The organism is Tenacibaculum agarivorans (genome assembly GCF_001936575.1).
Classification (GTDB): Bacteria; Bacteroidota; Bacteroidia; order Flavobacteriales; family Flavobacteriaceae; genus Polaribacter; species Polaribacter agarivorans.
In genome coordinates this window covers 162,152-178,516 of record NZ_MSMP01000010.1, presented here as the reverse complement: position 1 = coordinate 178,516, position 16,365 = coordinate 162,152, and the positions used below count along the sequence as shown (strand labels likewise).

At 34.1% G+C, this 16,365-nt stretch carries 13 protein-coding genes and 5 tRNA genes; all 18 read right to left on the bottom strand.

The genetic code is table 11. The features are described from left to right. Positions 1-3 precede the first annotated feature (3 nt). Positions 4-4,278 carry a DNA-directed RNA polymerase subunit beta' gene (gene rpoC / locus BVC87_RS09835; protein ID WP_075342194.1) on the bottom strand — a complete coding sequence of 1,425 codons (4,275 nt, stop codon included), beginning with the start codon at positions 4,276-4,278 and terminating at the stop codon, positions 4-6. A gap of 148 nt (positions 4,279-4,426) precedes the next feature. Continuing rightward, entirely contained in the window at positions 4,427-8,236 is a 3,810-nt protein-coding gene (gene rpoB, locus BVC87_RS09830; RefSeq protein ID WP_075342193.1) for a DNA-directed RNA polymerase subunit beta, read from the bottom strand. 245 nt (positions 8,237-8,481) lie between these two features. Continuing rightward, positions 8,482-8,859: a 50S ribosomal protein L7/L12 gene (gene rplL / locus BVC87_RS09825; RefSeq protein ID WP_075342192.1), complete on the bottom strand. Its 378-nt coding sequence runs from the start codon at positions 8,857-8,859 to the stop codon at positions 8,482-8,484. A 44-nt stretch (positions 8,860-8,903) separates the two neighbouring features. Beyond that, positions 8,904-9,419 (bottom strand): 50S ribosomal protein L10, encoded by a 516-nt coding sequence (gene rplJ / locus BVC87_RS09820; RefSeq protein WP_075342191.1) that lies wholly within the window; start codon positions 9,417-9,419, stop codon positions 8,904-8,906. A gap of 20 nt (positions 9,420-9,439) precedes the next feature. Next, positions 9,440-10,129, bottom strand: coding sequence for a 50S ribosomal protein L1 (gene rplA / locus BVC87_RS09815; protein ID WP_075342190.1), 690 nt, complete (start codon positions 10,127-10,129; stop codon positions 9,440-9,442). Between the two features lie 21 nt (positions 10,130-10,150). After that, complete coding sequence (gene rplK, locus BVC87_RS09810) at positions 10,151-10,588, bottom strand: 50S ribosomal protein L11 (RefSeq protein ID WP_075342189.1); 438 nt, start codon at positions 10,586-10,588, stop codon at positions 10,151-10,153. Positions 10,589-10,652: 64 nt separating this feature from the next. Next, positions 10,653-11,201 (bottom strand): transcription termination/antitermination protein NusG, encoded by a 549-nt coding sequence (nusG, locus tag BVC87_RS09805; RefSeq protein ID WP_075342188.1) that lies wholly within the window; start codon positions 11,199-11,201, stop codon positions 10,653-10,655. 3 nt (positions 11,202-11,204) lie between these two features. Next, complete coding sequence (gene secE / locus BVC87_RS09800) at positions 11,205-11,396, bottom strand: preprotein translocase subunit SecE (protein ID WP_075342187.1); 192 nt, start codon at positions 11,394-11,396, stop codon at positions 11,205-11,207. 15 nt (positions 11,397-11,411) lie between these two features. After that, positions 11,412-11,484, bottom strand: a tRNA-Trp gene (locus tag BVC87_RS09795). A gap of 62 nt (positions 11,485-11,546) precedes the next feature. Next, positions 11,547-12,734 (bottom strand): elongation factor Tu, encoded by a 1,188-nt coding sequence (tuf, locus tag BVC87_RS09790; RefSeq protein ID WP_075342186.1) that lies wholly within the window; start codon positions 12,732-12,734, stop codon positions 11,547-11,549. Positions 12,735-12,800: 66 nt separating this feature from the next. Beyond that, positions 12,801-12,873 (bottom strand) — tRNA-Thr (locus tag BVC87_RS09785). 69 nt (positions 12,874-12,942) lie between these two features. Continuing rightward, a tRNA-Gly gene (locus BVC87_RS09780) sits at positions 12,943-13,015 on the bottom strand. Positions 13,016-13,034: 19 nt separating this feature from the next. After that, a tRNA-Tyr gene (locus BVC87_RS09775) sits at positions 13,035-13,117 on the bottom strand. 42 nt (positions 13,118-13,159) lie between these two features. Further along, a tRNA-Thr gene (locus BVC87_RS09770) sits at positions 13,160-13,233 on the bottom strand. Between the two features lie 95 nt (positions 13,234-13,328). Further along, positions 13,329-13,637, bottom strand: coding sequence for an HPF/RaiA family ribosome-associated protein (locus BVC87_RS09765; protein ID WP_075342185.1), 309 nt, complete (start codon positions 13,635-13,637; stop codon positions 13,329-13,331). 14 nt (positions 13,638-13,651) lie between these two features. Next, a complete protein-coding gene (locus tag BVC87_RS09760; protein WP_075342184.1) occupies positions 13,652-14,530 on the bottom strand; it encodes a tyrosine-type recombinase/integrase in 879 nt (292 codons plus the stop codon). A 99-nt stretch (positions 14,531-14,629) separates the two neighbouring features. Further along, positions 14,630-14,827 (bottom strand): 30S ribosomal protein S21, encoded by a 198-nt coding sequence (gene rpsU, locus BVC87_RS09755; RefSeq protein WP_075342183.1) that lies wholly within the window; start codon positions 14,825-14,827, stop codon positions 14,630-14,632. Positions 14,828-14,964: 137 nt separating this feature from the next. Continuing rightward, positions 14,965-16,353, bottom strand: coding sequence for an alpha-amylase (locus BVC87_RS09750; protein WP_075342182.1), 1,389 nt, complete (start codon positions 16,351-16,353; stop codon positions 14,965-14,967). Between the last annotated feature and the right edge of the window lie 12 nt (positions 16,354-16,365).

Below are 16,365 nucleotides of genomic sequence, written 5' to 3'. Positions count from 1 at the left end.
TAATTATAAACTTTTTTGGATTTCATCCTTAGGTCCAACAATGATTTGTTCATAACTTCTAATACCTGTACCGGCAGGTATACGTTTACCAACAATTACATTTTCTTTTAGACCTTCTAGATTATCTATTTTACCACTTACAGCTGCTTCATTTAACACTTTGGTTGTTTCCTGGAACGAAGCTGCAGAGATAAATGATTTAGTTTGTAACGACGCTCTAGTAATACCTTGTAATACTTGCTCCCCTGTAGCAGGTTGTGCATCTCTTGCTACTACTAAATTTTTATCTGCTCTACGTAAAATTGAATTTTCATCTCTTAAATCTCTAGCAGTTACTAATTGTCCTGGTTTTAGATTATCTGAGTCTCCAGCATCTTCAACAACCTTCATTCCATAAATCTTATCATTATCTTGTATAAAGTCGTTTTTGTGTATTAACTGATTTTCTAAGAATAATGTATCTCCAGAATCAATAATTCTAACTTTACGCATCATTTGACGTACTACAACCTCAAAGTGCTTATCGTTAATTTTCACCCCTTGTAAACGGTATACATCTTGGATTTCATTTACAAGATATTCTTGTACTGCTGAAGGGCCTTTAATTCTTAAAATATCTGCTGGTGTAGTAGCACCATCTGATAATGGCATTCCTGCTTTAATGAAATCATTTTCTTGAACTAAAATTTGGTTCGATAACTTCACTAAGTATTTCTTAATCTCACCAGTTTTAGATTCTACAATAATTTCACGGTTACCACGCTTAATTTTACCAAAGGCTACAACTCCATCAATTTCAGCTACAACAGCAGGATTTGAAGGATTACGTGCTTCAAATAATTCTGTTACACGAGGAAGACCTCCTGTGATATCTCCAGCTTTACCTGATTTACGAGGTATTTTAACTAATGTTTTACCTTCTTCTACTATTTCTCCATTCTCAACCATTAAGTGTGCACCTACTGGTAAACTGTATGAACGTAAAGCATTTCCATCAGCATCCTCGATGATCAATGAAGGAATAATCTTTTTGTTCTTAGAATCAGTAATTACCTTTTCTTGGAATCCTGTTTGTTCGTCAACTTCTACAGAGTAGTTAATACCTTGCTCTAAGTTATCAAACTTCACTTTTCCTCCAAATTCAGAAACAATAACTCCATTAAATGGATCCCATTGACATACAGCTTCTCCTTTTTTGATTGCTTTTCTATCTTTATCAAAGATGATAGAACCGTAAGGAATATTATTTGTACTTAACGTAATTCCTGTCTTTTTATCTAAAATTTTGATTTCAGCTGTACGAGAAATTACAATATCAATTTCTTCTCCAGCATTATCTTTACCTTTAACAGTACGTAAGTCTTCTATTTTAACATTACCTTCAAATTTAGCGATTAGCTTATTATCTTCAGAAATGTTTCCTGCTACCCCTCCAACGTGGAATGTACGTAACGTTAACTGTGTACCTGGTTCTCCAATAGATTGCGCTGCTATTACACCAACCGCTTCTCCTTTTTGAACTTTCTTAGCAGTAGATAAACTCTTACCATAACATTGTGCACAAATACCTTGTTTAGATTCACATGTTAATGGAGAACGAACTTCTACTCTATCTATTCCTGCTGATTGAACATTTTTAGCTGACTTTTCAGTGATTAATTCACCTGCCTGTAAAAGTACTTCATCAGTTACTGGATGATATACTTCATGTAAAGAAACTCTACCTTCAATTCTATCTGCTAAAGATTCAACAATCTCATCATTCTTCTTTAATGGAGTAATTTCTAAACCTCTTAATGTTCCACAGTCTTCTTCGTTAACAATTACGTCTTGTGATACATCAACTAAACGACGAGTTAAGTAACCTGCATCGGCAGTTTTTAAGGCCGTATCTGCTAATCCTTTACGAGCACCGTGCGTAGAGATGAAGTATTCTAAAATTGAAAGTCCTTCCTTAAAGTTAGATAAGATTGGGTTTTCAATAATCTCTCCACCACCTGCTGTAGATTTTTTAGGTTTTGCCATTAATCCACGCATACCTGTTAGCTGACGAATCTGCTCTTTAGATCCACGAGCTCCAGAATCTAACATCATAAATACTGAGTTAAATCCTTGTTGATCTTCACGTAAACGCTTCATCGATAATTCAGTTAATTGATTGTTGGTTCTACCCCAAATATCAATTACCTGGTTATAACGTTCCTTTTGAGTAAGCATACCCATGTTATAGTTCATGATGATTCCATCCACTTCTTTGTTAGCTTCAGCAATCATGGTGTGCTTTTCTTCAGGAATAATAATATCTCCTAATGAGAATGATAAACCACCTTGGAAGGCAAATTTATATCCCATATTCTTAATCTGATCAAGGAATTCACCAACAGCAGGAATACTTGTTACTTTTAAGATACCTCCAATAATTCCTCTTAACGATTTTTTAGTTAATACCTCATTGATATAACCTGCTGCTTCAGGAACTACTTCATTAAATAAGACTCTACCTACAGTAGTTTCTATAATTTGAGTAGTTAGTTCACCTTCTTCATTAAAATCTTTAGTACGTACTTTGATTCCAGCATTTAAGTCTACTTTCTTCTCATTGTAAGCGATAGTAACTTCTTCCGGAGAATAGAAAGTTAATCCTTCTCCTTTTATTTCTAATTCTGGAGTAGACTTACGCTCTTTAGTCATGTAGTATAATCCTAATACCATATCCTGAGATGGTACTGTAATTGGTGCACCATTTGCAGGGTTTAAAATATTATGAGAAGCTAACATTAATAATTGCGCTTCTAAGATAGCTTCTGGTCCTAAAGGTAAATGAACCGCCATTTGATCTCCATCAAAATCGGCGTTAAATGCCGTACATACTAATGGGTGTAAACGAATCGCTTTACCTTCAATTAATTTAGGTTGGAATGCTTGAATTCCTAGACGGTGTAACGTAGGAGCACGGTTTAGTAATACTGGATGTCCTTTAATTACATTTTCAAGAATATCCCAAACCACAGGCTCTTTTCTATCTATAATTTTCTTTGCAGATTTTACTGTTTTTACAATACCTCTTTCGATTAGTTTACGAATTACAAAAGGTTTGTATAACTCAGCCGCCATATCTTTTGGCAATCCACATTCATATAATTTTAATTCAGGTCCAACAACAATTACAGAACGTGCAGAATAATCAACACGCTTACCTAATAAGTTTTGACGGAAACGTCCTTGTTTACCTTTTAAACTATCAGATAAAGACTTTAATGGTCTGTTAGATTCTGTTTTTACCGCTGAAGCTTTACGTGTATTATCGAATAATGAATCTACTGATTCTTGTAACATACGTTTCTCATTACGTAAGATTACTTCAGGAGCTTTGATCTCCATTAATCTTTTTAAACGGTTGTTACGGATAATTACACGACGATATAAATCATTTAAATCAGATGTTGCAAAACGACCTCCATCTAATGGAACTAGTGGACGTAATTCTGGTGGAATTACTGGAACCACTTTCATGATCATCCACTCTGGTTTGTTCTCTCTATTCTTTTGAGACTCTCTGAATGCTTCTACAACATTTAAACGCTTTAATGCTTCATTTTTACGTTGCTTTGAAGTTTCAGTATTAGCTTTATGTCTTAATTGGTAAGATAACTCATCTAAATCGATACGAGCTAATAATTCAATTAAACACTCAGCCCCCATTTTAGCGATAAACTTATTAGGATCTGAATCTTCTAAATATTGATTGTCTTGAGGTAAAGAATCTGCAATATCTAAATATTCTTCCTCTGTTAAGAAATCTAATTTTTGTAATGGTTCACCTTCAGCATTTTTAGCAATACCAGGTTGGATTACTACATAACGCTCATAGTATATGATCATATCTAACTTCTTAGATGGTAATCCTAATAAATATCCCATCTTGTTAGGTAAAGATCTGAAGTACCAAATATGAGCTACTGGTACTACTAAATTAATGTGACCTACTCTATCTCTACGAACTTTCTTTTCAGTTACCTCAACACCACATCGATCACAAACAATCCCTTTATATCGGATTCTTTTATATTTACCACAAGCACATTCATAATCTTTTACAGGACCAAAGATTCTTTCACAGAAAAGCCCATCTCTTTCGGGTTTATGCGTACGGTAGTTTATTGTTTCTGGTTTTAAAACTTCTCCTTTAGATGCTTCTAAAATAGACTCAGGAGATGCTAAACCAATTGAAATTTTGTTAAATTTCTTAACAGTGTATTTTTCGTTTTTTCTTGCCATAATATTATTTTGCTTTGCAAAATGCTTTAAGCTTTTGGCTATTTGCTTTACTGCTTAAAGCTAATAGCTAAGCGCTATTAAAAAATATAAATGTAAACACTGAATCAAACTTGTTACTCTATTAAGAAATAACAAGTTTGATTAATTATTATTCTTCTAATTTAACGTCTAATCCTAAACCTTTAAGTTCGTGCATTAATACGTTAAATGATTCTGGTAATCCAGGTTCTGGCATAGTTTCACCTTTAACTATACTCTCATAAGCTTTAGCTCTACCTAATACATCATCAGATTTTACTGTAAGTATCTCACGTAAAATACTAGATGCTCCATACGCCTCAAGAGCCCAAACCTCCATTTCTCCAAAACGCTGACCTCCAAACTGAGCTTTACCTCCTAATGGTTGCTGAGTAATTAATGAGTAAGGTCCAATAGAACGGGCATGCATTTTATCTTCAATCATGTGTCCTAACTTAATCATATAAATTACTCCAACAGTAGCTGGTTGATCAAAACGCTCACCTGTTCCACCATCATATAGATAAGTATGACCAAATCTAGGTATTCCAGCTTCATCTGTAAGTGCATTAATCTCATTTAAAGACGCTCCATCAAAAATAGGTGTTGCAAATTTTTGGCCTAATTTTAGACCTGCCCATCCAAGAACAGTCTCATAAATCTGACCAATATTCATACGAGATGGTACCCCTAATGGATTTAATACAATATCTACAGGTGTTCCATCTTCTAAGAATGGCATATCCTCTTGACGTACAATTCTAGCAACAATACCTTTATTACCGTGACGTCCTGCCATTTTATCTCCAACTTTCAATTTACGTTTCTTTGCAATGTAAATTTTAGCTAATTTTAAAATACCTGCTGGTAACTCATCTCCTACAGAAATTGTAAACTTCTCACGTCTTAAAACTCCTTGTAAATCGTTTACTTTAATTTTGTAATTGTGAATTAATTCACCAACTAACTGATTAAGGTCTTTGTCTGTTGTCCAAGTTCCATTTAAATGTGTAAAATCATCTACTGAGTTTAACATTTTTTGAGTAAACTTCTTACCTTTTGGTAAAACTTCTTCTCCTAAATCATTATAAATTCCTTGAGAAGTTTTTCCGCTTATTAGATTGAATAATTTTTCAATTAAACGATCTTTTAAATCTTCAAATTTTGAAACAAAAGATGCTTCTAAAGTAGCTACAGCTTCTTTATCTCTAGCTCTCTTGTTCTTATCTTTAACAGCTCTCTTGAATAGTTTTTTATCAATAACTACACCTTTTAAAGATGGTGAAGCTTTTAATGATGCATCTTTTACATCACCTGCTTTATCTCCAAAGATTGCTCTTAATAATTTTTCTTCAGGTGTTGGATCAGATTCTCCTTTTGGTGTAATCTTTCCTATTAAAATATCACCAGGCTTAACTTCTGCTCCAATACGAATCATTCCGTTTTCGTCAAGGTCTTTAGTTGCCTCTTCAGAAACGTTAGGAATGTCATTTGTTAGCTCTTCTGCTCCTAATTTTGTATCACGAACATCTAGAGAATATTCATCAATATGAATTGATGTAAAGATATCTTCACGAACTACTTTTTCAGATATCACAATCGCATCCTCAAAGTTATATCCTTTCCAAGGCATGAAGGCTACTTTCATATTTCTACCTAAAGCTAACTCACCTTGTTGAGTTGCATAACCTTCACAAAGAACTTGTCCTTCTTCTACCCTGTCTCCTCTTCTAACAATTGGCTTAAGGTTGATATTTGTTCCTTGGTTTGTTTTTCTAAACTTAATTAAATCATACGATTTTTCGTCAGTATCAAAACTTACCAATCTTTCATCATCAGTTCTGTCATACTTTATGGTAATTGTGTTTGCATCTACATACTCAACTACACCAGCTCCTTCAGCATTGATTAATATTCTAGAATCTTTTGCTACTCTACGCTCTAAACCAGTTCCAACAATAGGTGAATCAGGTCTTAATAATGGTACTGCCTGACGCATCATGTTTGATCCCATTAAAGCACGGTTTGCATCATCATGCTCCAAGAAAGGAATTAATGATGCAGAAATAGAAGCAATCTGGTTAGGAGCAACGTCCATGTAGTTTACAACTTCAGGAGTTACTACTGGGAAATCTCCCTCTTCTCTTGCAATTACTTTATCTCTATCTATGGCACCATCTTCTCTAACCTCTATATTTGATTGAGCGAACTTCATTCCTTCTTCTTCTTCTGCGCTCAAATAAATTGGATCTTCTGCTAAGACTTTACCTTCTGTTACTTTCTTATATGGAGTTTCAATGAATCCCATTGGGTTTACTTTAGCATATACTGCCAAAGAAGAAATAAGACCAATGTTTGGACCTTCTGGTGTTTCAATAGGACATAAACGACCATAGTGTGTATAGTGAACGTCACGAACCTCGAAACCAGCTCTTTCTCTAGATAAACCTCCAGGACCTAAAGCAGATAAACGACGCTTGTGTGTAATCTCTGCTAATGGATTAGTTTGATCCATAAATTGAGATAACTGATTGGTTCCAAAGAAAGAATTAATTACCGAAGATAATGTCTTCGCATTAATTAAGTCTATCGGAGTAAACACTTCATTATCACGAACGTTCATACGCTCACGAATAGTACGTGCCATACGTGCTAAACCGACACCAAACTGTCCTGCTAATTGCTCACCTACTGTACGTACACGACGGTTAGATAAGTGATCAATATCATCTACTTCAGCTTTTGAATTGATTAACTCAATTAAATACTTAACAATAGTAATGATATCATTCTTTGTTAATACTTTCTGATCTATATCCTCATTTAATTGAAGTTTAGTGTTCATTCTAAAACGACCTACTTCTCCTAAATTATATCTTTGTTCAGAAAAGAATAACTTATCAATTATACCTCTTGCTGTTTCCTCATCTGGCGGTTCAGCATTACGTAATTGACGATATATATGTTCAACTGCCTCTTTTTCTGAGTTAGTTGGATCTTTTTGTAATGTATTATGAATTATAGCGTAATCGGCCATGTGGTTATCTTCCTTATGCAGTAAGATAGTTTTAGCACCTGCCTCTATAATTTCATCTACGTGTTCTTTCTCTAAGATTGTATCACGATCAAAAATAATTTCGTTACGCTCTATAGATACTACTTCTCCAGTATCTTCATCTACGAAATCTTCATGCCATGTTTTTAATACCCTTGCAGCTAATTTTCTTCCTAATACCTTTTTTAGTCCTGCTTTAGATACTTTTATTTCCTCAGCTAAATCGAAAATTTCAAGAATATCTTTATCTCTTTCGTAACCGATTGCTCTAAATAAAGTTGTAACAGGTAACTTTTTCTTTCTATCAATATAGGCATACATTACCTGATTAATATCAGTAGCAAACTCTATCCAAGATCCTTTAAAAGGAATTACTCTTGCTGAATATAACTTTGTACCATTGGCATGGAAAGACTGACCGAAGAAAACACCAGGTGAACGGTGTAATTGAGATACAACAACTCTCTCTGCTCCATTAATAATAAATGTTCCCGATCCACTCATGTAAGGAATAGTTCCTAAGTACACATCTTGAACAATGGTTTCAAAATCTTCATGTTCAGGGTCTGTACAGTATAACTTTAACCTTGCTTTTAGGGGAACACTGTATGTTAATCCTCTTTCAATACATTCTTGAATGCTATATCTTGGAGGGTCAACAAAGTAATCTAAAAATTCTAATACGAATTGATTTCTTGTATCTGTGATTGGGAAGTTATCCATGAAGGTTTTATATAAACCTTCTTCACCTCGCTCTTCTGCTTTCGTTTGTAATTGGAAAAAATCTTGAAAAGATTTTATCTGAATATCTAAGAAATCTGGATAGTCAGTTCCTATTTTAGATGATGCGAAGTTGATTCTTTTAGTAGTTTTTGTCGTTGCCAAAAGAGTAACTATTTTTGAATTAAAAATATCTTATTAAAACTAATAAAGTTTTTTTTCTAGTTTTCTGACTTAATTTAAAAAATAACTATTTAATAATCAATAGAAAAAAGTCAAAAAATAAACACAAGTTATTAAGTTGTGATGTAAAAGAACAAATATATACACAAAATGGTTTAGGGCTAGAACTTAATGTCCTAGCACCTAAACCTGAATTTTGTTATCCCACTTTATTGTGGGGAGTAAGCTTACTTTAACTCTACTTCAGCTCCTGCTTCTTCTAAAGACTTCTTAAGACCTTCAGCCTCATCTTTAGATACACCTTCTTTAACTGGTGCTGGAGCGCTATCTACGATACCTTTAGCTTCTTTTAATCCTAAACCAGTTAATTCTTTAACTAATTTAACTACAGCTAATTTAGAACCTCCTGCTGCTTTTAAGATAACGTCAAACTCAGTTTTCTCTTCACCAGCATCTCCTCCAGCTCCTCCAGCTGGTCCTGCTACTGCTACAGCTGCTGCTGCAGGCTCTATACCATATTCTTCTTTTAAAATATCTGCTAATTCATTAACTTCTTTTACAGTCAAGTTAACTAATTGTTCTGCGAATTCTTTTAAATCTGCCATTTTAATTGTTTTAATTCTTTATTATTGTTTATTAGTGCGCTTAATTATTTCTCTGATAACGTCTTTAAGATACCAGATAACTTACTACCTCCTGATTGTAATGCTGAAACAACATTCTTAGCAGGCGATTGTAATAATGTAATGATGTCTCCAATAAGTTCTTCACGAGACTTGATGTTAACAAGAGCATCTAGTTGATCATCTCCAACATAAATTGCTTCTTCAACATAAGCTCCTTTAAGAAGAGGCTTATCCGACTTCTTTCTAAACTCCTTAATTACTTTTGCAGGTGCATTACTAGCTTCTGCAATCATTAATGAAGTATTACCTTTTAAAACTTCTGGTAACTCACCAAAGTCTTTATCTGAAGCTTCCATTGCTTTCTCTAACAATGTGTTCTTCACAACAGCCAATTTAACGTCAGCTTTAAAACAAGCCCTACGTAGGTTAGATGTAGTTATTGCGTCTAAACCTGAAATATCTGCAAGATAAATAGTGTTAGTATCTGCTAATTGCGCTGTTAAATCTTGTATTACTTGTGATTTTTCCTCTCTAGTCATAATTGATACATTTTAACTGCCTACGATACAGACTTTACATCTACAGGAACACTAGGACTCATAGTTGAAGACATAAAAATACTCTTAATATAAGTTCCTTTTGCTGCTGTTGGCTTTAATTTAATAAGTGTTTGAACTAGTTCATTTGCATTTTCGAAAATTTTATCAGCATCAAATGATACTTTTCCGATAGCAGCATGCACAATACCAGTTTTATCAACTTTAAAGTCAATCTTACCAGCTTTTACTTCTTTTACTGCTTTTGCAACATCCATAGTAACTGTACCAGTCTTTGGGTTAGGCATTAACCCTCTAGGTCCTAAAATACGCCCTAAAGGCCCTAATTTACCCATAACACTAGGCATAGTTATAATAACATCAACGTCTGTCCATCCTCCTTTAATTTTCTGTAAGTATTCATCTAAACCTACATAATCTGCTCCAGCTTCTTTTGCTTCAGCCTCTTTATCTGGAGTAACTAACGCTAATACTTTTACATCTTTTCCTGTCCCGTGAGGTAAAGTTACAACTCCACGTACCATTTGATTAGCTTTACGAGGATCTACTCCTAAGCGTACCGCTAGATCAACAGATGCGTCAAACTTTACGTTTGTGATCTCTTTTACTAATGCTGATGCATCCTTTAAGTCATAAACTTTAGAGCTATCTATCTTAGCACGAGCTTCTTTTTGCTTTCTAGTAATTGCCATTTCTAAATATCTTTTTAAAGTTTATTCAGGTGCATCACCTGTTACTGTTAATCCCATAGAGCGTGCAGTACCAGCGATCATTCTCATTGCAGACTCAACTTTGAAGGCATTCATATCAACCATCTTGTCTTCTGCAATAGTTCTAATTTGATCCCAAGATACTTTTGCTACTTTGTTTCTATTAGGCTCTCCTGAACCTTTCTTAATTTTGGCCGCTTCTAGTAATTGTACTGCAGCTGGTGGAGTTTTAACAACAAATTCAAATGATTTATCAGTATATACTGTAATCACTACAGGTAAAACTTTACCTTGTTTGTCCTGTGTACGAGCATTAAATTGCTTACAGAACTCCATGATGTTAACTCCGGCAGCACCTAAAGCGGGTCCAACTGGTGGCGATGGATTCGCAGCACCTCCCCTAACTTGTAGTTTAACTAATTTACTTACTTCTTTTGCCATTGTTTAAGATTTAATAATGTATTATTGTGGAAGCTCTAATACATCCAAAATATATGTGTAACAGTTATATTTTCTCTACTTGCATGTAGCTTAATTCTAATGGAGTTTTCCTTCCGAAAATTTTCACCATTACTTCAAGCTTACGTTTCTCTTCATTAACCTTCTCTACTATTCCATCAAATCCATTAAAAGGTCCATCTACTACTTTTACAGTTTCTCCTACTACATAAGGTATAGCTACGTTTTCTTCATTAACAGATAGTTCATCAACTTTACCTAACATTCTATTAACCTCTGATTTACGCATAGGAACTGGATCACCTCCTTTTGTTTCACCTAAAAAACCAATTACACCAGTAACTGCTTTTATTACGTGAGGAACCTCACCAGCTAAATTAGCTTCGACCATTATGTAACCTGGAAAATAAACTCTTTCTCTATTTATTTTCTTACCGTTTCTTATCTGAACAACTTTCTCAGTAGGTACAATTACTTGACTTACATAATCAGATAAACCGTGTCTGGCGATCTCAGTTTCAATATAAGACTTTACTTTATTCTCTTGACCTCCTATCGCTCTCACGACATACCATTTCATTACTGAGTCAGCCATCTTCTAAAATAAATTGAAAAATTTATCTAAACTTGTTTGAAAAACTTTATCTATAGCAGCAACTGCAATAGCAAAAACGATTGTAAAAACCGCTACTACAACAGTTGACTTTTGAGCTTCTTCACGAGAAATCCAAGTCATATTAGTACTCAATTCTTCAAAAGAGTCTTTAATGTATTGTATAAAGTTATTCATTACTTGTAAAATTTGCACGGGTTGAGAGGCTCGAACTCCCGACACCTGGTTTTGGAGACCAGTGCTCTACCAACTGAGCTAAACCCGTTTATTTATAAAGGTATCCCAAGGTTTGGGACACCTTTATTGTTTTTATATACTAACTTCTTATTAGTCTAAAATTTCAGTTACCTGACCAGCTCCAACTGTTCTACCTCCTTCACGGATAGCGAACTGAAGACCTGTATTTAATGCGATAGGCTGAATTAAATCAACTGTAATAGTTAAGTTATCACCTGGCATTACCATTTCTACTCCATCAGGTAAGTTAATATTACCAGTTACGTCAGTTGTACGCACGTAGAATTGTGGACGGTAGTTATTGTGGAAAGGAGTGTGACGACCACCTTCTTCTTTCTTTAAGATATATACCTCAGCTTTAAACTTAGCGTGTGGAGTTACAGAACCTGGCTTACAGATTACCATTCCTCTTTTAATATCTTCTTTTGCAATACCTCTTAATAAGATACCAGCGTTATCTCCTGCTTCTCCTCTATCTAAAATTTGACGGAACATTTCGATACCAGTTACTGTAGAAGCTAACTTCTCAGCACCCATACCAATAATATCTACAGGATCTCCAGAGTTGATGATACCAGTTTCGATACGACCAGTTGCAACAGTACCACGACCTGTAATTGAGAATACATCTTCAATAGGCATTAAGAAATCTTTTTCAGTATCTCTTGGTGGCTCTTCAATCCAAGTATCAACAGCTTCCATTAATTCTAAAACTGTATCAACCCACTTTTGCTCTCCATTTAAAGCTCCTAAAGCAGAACCCATAACAACAGGACCATTATCTCCATCATACTCATAGAAAGATAATAATTCTCTTACTTCCATTTCTACTAATTCTAGCAATTCCTCATCATCAACCATATCCACTTTATTCATGAATACTACAATTCTTGGAATACCTACCTGACGTCCTAATAAGATGTGCTCACGAGTTTGAGGCATTGGACCATCAGTAGCAGCAACTACTAAGATAGCACCATCCATTTGAGCAGCACCAGTTACCATGTTCTTTACATAATCGGCGTGACCTGGACAGTCAACGTGTGCATAGTGACGGTTTGCTGTTGCATATTCTACGTGAGAAGAGTTAATTGTAATACCTCTTTCTTTCTCTTCTGGAGCATTATCGATTTGATCAAAAGCTCTTTGTTCAGAAAATCCTGCATCAGCTAATACTTTAGTAATAGCAGCAGTTAATGTAGTTTTACCGTGATCTACGTGACCGATTGTACCTACGTTTAAGTGCGGTTTCGAACGATCGTAAGTTCCTTTTGCCATGATTATTAATTTTAATTCTTAGTTAAATATATTTAGTGTTATCGTAATCTCTATTATTTATTTTTGAGCCAATGACGGGACTTGAACCCGTGACCTCATCCCTACCAAGGATGCGCTCTACCAGCTGAGCTACACCGGCTTTTCATTTACGATTGCCGATTAAGATTTACGATACTCTTTTTCTTTGTAACTCGTAAATGGTTTTTAGAGCGGGAGACCGGGTTCGAACCGGCGACATTCAGCTTGGAAGGCTGACGCTCTACCAACTGAGCTACTCCCGCAATATTGATTAAGATTTTGTGGGGAGAGCAGGATTCGAACCTGCGAAGTCGAAAGACAACGGAGTTACAGTCCGTCCCATTTGGCCGCTCTGGAATCTCCCCTTTAAATCTTAAAAATATTTTAATGAACTTTTGTTTCTTTTGAGCCGATAGAGGGACTCGAACCCACGACCTGCTGATTACAAATCAGCTGCTCTAGCCAGCTGAGCTATATCGGCTTTTGTTATAAAAAAACAATCCGTTATTTCTAACGGACTGCAAATGTAAAAACTAATTTTGAATTTATAAAACTTTTTAGGTTTTTTTTACATTATTATGAAACTAATGATGTTCTTGTTTTCTCTTTAGATTTCTTTAATTGCCTTTTTAACGATTCTACCCCTACACTTACCCCTTCTTCAAAAGTCTTTGTCATCTTTTTGACAATTAACTCGTTACCTGGTATATTAATTTTTATTTCGGTGATTTTATTCTCCTTATCACTCGTTTTTTGAACCTTCAGAAAAACTTCTGCATCTACAATTCTGTCATGGAATTTATCTAATCCACCTACTTTTTTTTCAATGTACTTGACTAAATCTCCGTCTACTTTAAAATTTACAGATTGTGTGAATACCTTCATAATTTTCAATGTTTTTATTTGCTCCTAGGATGAGCTTTGTTAAACACTTGTTTTAATTGTTCCAAGTTATTGTGAGTATAAACTTGGGTTGAGGCTAAACTTGAATGTCCTAGTAATTCTTTAACCGAATTTAAGTCCGCTCCTTGATTAAGCAATTGTGTAGCAAAAGTATGCCTTAGAATATGCGGACTCTTTTTTATTTTTGTCGAGACTTCACTAAAATAACGATTTATTACTCTATACACAAGTGTTTCATAAATTTTATTTCCCTTTTCTGTTATAAAAAGGTAATCATTTGAACTATTTATCGTTTCTCTTATCGATAAGTACACTTGGATTGTTTTAACAACTGAAGGTAATAAAGGAACTAATCTTTCTTTATTTCTTTTCCCTAAAACTTTAATTGCCTTTGTCTCAATATTTACATCTAATAATTTGATATTAATCAATTCTGCCCTTCTCATACCTGTAGAATAAAACAACTCCACAACCAACTTATTTCTCACAGATAGAAAATCATTATCTGATATTTTATTTAAAACCTCTTCTACTTCATCAGAAGAAAAAGGAACTTCTATCTTTTTTTGAGTTTTAAGGGATTTATGTTTTGAAAGTGGGTTAATTTTAATTACATCTATTTTTTGTAGATATTTATAGAATGTTTTTAGACTACTAATTTTTCTATTTATTGATCGATTAGAGATATTTTGATTTACTAAACATACGATCCAAGATCTAATTTGATTATAATGTATATTCTCAATTTCTTCTTGATCAAACTCAACAGCACAAAAGTCTTTAAAAGCTATTAAATCTGTTTTATAGGCCAATACTGTATGCTTTGAATATTTTTTCTCTAACGAAAGATAATCCAGGAAGTGTTTAATATACATATAGTCAATTCTTCATTAATCAAAATCTAATATAGAAAAATAAAAAACCCATACAAAATTTGTATGGGCTCTTTAATATTTCACTAAGAAAAGTTTGGCTTAACCTACTTCTTCTTGCGTTCTTAATCTTTGGATGTAAGATGCTTTTATTTTCTGTGCTCTTTTTGCTACAGATGGTTTAGTATATTGCTTACGTGCACGTAAAGTTCTCATTGTTTTAGTACGATCAAATTTACGCTTATAACGTTTTAAAGCTCTATCTATATTTTCACCTTCTTTAACTGGAATAATTAACATGTTTTTGCACCTCCTCTCATACGTATCTTAATATTTTATATTAATAATCAGTTAATTAACTGACTCTAAATTTAAATTCTTATTTTTAAGGATTGCAAAGATACATATTTAATTACATATAACAACTAATCAGTTATTTATTTTGGTGCCCAAACAGAATAACTTTTAGGTGGAACTTGGATTTTTACCCATTTCCCTCCTTGAGTTACAGGTTGCCAATTAGAATGTCCTGTGTAATCTTTTATTCTAGTATTTGACCAATTTGTTTCAATCCATCGCTCTTTCCATGAATTAGAATTATTTATATACACGATTAACCCTACGTTACCATATCCATTTCTTCTTGCTACGTATTCATCAGTATCTGTATATAAAATAGATGTACTTCCTCCTGCTAGATTATTATGGATCCAAATTAAATTATTTAACCTTTCTTTACTAAGCCATTCTTCATAATCTCTATAAAAAATTGTTGGGTAACCTTCATGAGTCAATATGTAAGCATAAGCTAACATTTTATTGTTGATTATTTCGTCTGTATCATGGTTTGCTACAAATGTTACAGCTTTAGTAGAATTTCTCTTCCAAAGCATATCATCATTTAACCTATTTAAATTATTCCCTTCAAAGGCGTCTCTCATTCTGTAATAACAAGCAAAATCAAAAGCTGATACCTCAGCAGCTCCAGACCACCAATCTAATGTTCCTGCATTTCCATCCCAATATTCTCCTACTGAAAACCCTCCTACAGCGTTTTTCCATGCTCTAACTACCCAAGGTTCAAATCCTTTTACATAATCGAATCTCCAACCATCGAATCCCATTACATTTTTATAATATTTAGCCACAGATTCTTCTCTTTTCCATAACCAATCTTGAACATAAGGCTGACAATGGCTCAAATCTGGAAATCCTCCAAAAACACCTGAATCGCTATTGCAATTAGCATTTGGATGGAAATCGCTATTACTTCTAAAAAACTTCCCTGATTTAGGATTAAAATCTGTGTAATAAGGTGTTCCTGTATAGGGATTATCTTCTAACTCTCCTCCACTATTATGATTAATTACAATATCTGCTATTATACTTAATCTAGCATTGTGCGCTTCACTAATCAAGCTTTGAAGCTCCGTTTTTGATCCAAAACGAGTTTCTACACTCCCCATTTGATCGTATTGCCCAAAATCATAATAATCAAAAGGGTCGTATCCCATTGAGAAGGCTCCGTTCTGCGCTTTTGACACTGGAGGTAGCCAAATAGCATCTATTCCTGCATTACTCCAACTTTGTACTTTACTTTCTACTTTTCCCCACCAGGTTCCTCCTGCTGGAACATCCCAATAAAAGGCTTGCATCATTACACCTGTTCCTATTGGTTTTAAACCTTGCCTTGCTACAACAAGTTTTTGATCATCTTCATTTAATATTGAAGTTTGGGCTTCATTTGAATTTACTCTTGCTTCTGTATCTGAGCAAGAATAATTGATAAACAATATGATTATCAAAAATTTAAAAAGGGTTTTCATTTTGATTTGGTT

What these genes read in the sequence shown, in the direction of transcription:
- rplJ (WP_075342191.1), bottom strand. Translation starts at nt 9,419, where the DNA reads ATGACTAGAGAGGAAAAATCACAAGTAATACAAGATTTAACAGCGCAA.
- rpsU (WP_075342183.1), bottom strand. Translation starts at nt 14,827, where the DNA reads ATGTTAATTATTCCAGTTAAAGAAGGTGAAAATATAGATAGAGCTTTA.
- rplA (WP_075342190.1), bottom strand. Translation starts at nt 10,129, where the DNA reads ATGGCAATTACTAGAAAGCAAAAAGAAGCTCGTGCTAAGATAGATAGC.
- BVC87_RS09750 (WP_075342182.1), bottom strand. Translation starts at nt 16,353, where the DNA reads ATGAAAACCCTTTTTAAATTTTTGATAATCATATTGTTTATCAATTAT.
- nusG (WP_075342188.1), bottom strand. Translation starts at nt 11,201, where the DNA reads ATGGCTGACTCAGTAATGAAATGGTATGTCGTGAGAGCGATAGGAGGT.
- rpoC (WP_075342194.1), bottom strand. Translation starts at nt 4,278, where the DNA reads ATGGCAAGAAAAAACGAAAAATACACTGTTAAGAAATTTAACAAAATT.
- rplK (WP_075342189.1), bottom strand. Translation starts at nt 10,588, where the DNA reads ATGGCAAAAGAAGTAAGTAAATTAGTTAAACTACAAGTTAGGGGAGGT.
- rplL (WP_075342192.1), bottom strand. Translation starts at nt 8,859, where the DNA reads ATGGCAGATTTAAAAGAATTCGCAGAACAATTAGTTAACTTGACTGTA.
- BVC87_RS09765 (WP_075342185.1), bottom strand. Translation starts at nt 13,637, where the DNA reads ATGAAGGTATTCACACAATCTGTAAATTTTAAAGTAGACGGAGATTTA.
- tuf (WP_075342186.1), bottom strand. Translation starts at nt 12,734, where the DNA reads ATGGCAAAAGGAACTTACGATCGTTCGAAACCGCACTTAAACGTAGGT.
- BVC87_RS09760 (WP_075342184.1), bottom strand. Translation starts at nt 14,530, where the DNA reads ATGTATATTAAACACTTCCTGGATTATCTTTCGTTAGAGAAAAAATAT.
- secE (WP_075342187.1), bottom strand. Translation starts at nt 11,396, where the DNA reads ATGAATAACTTTATACAATACATTAAAGACTCTTTTGAAGAATTGAGT.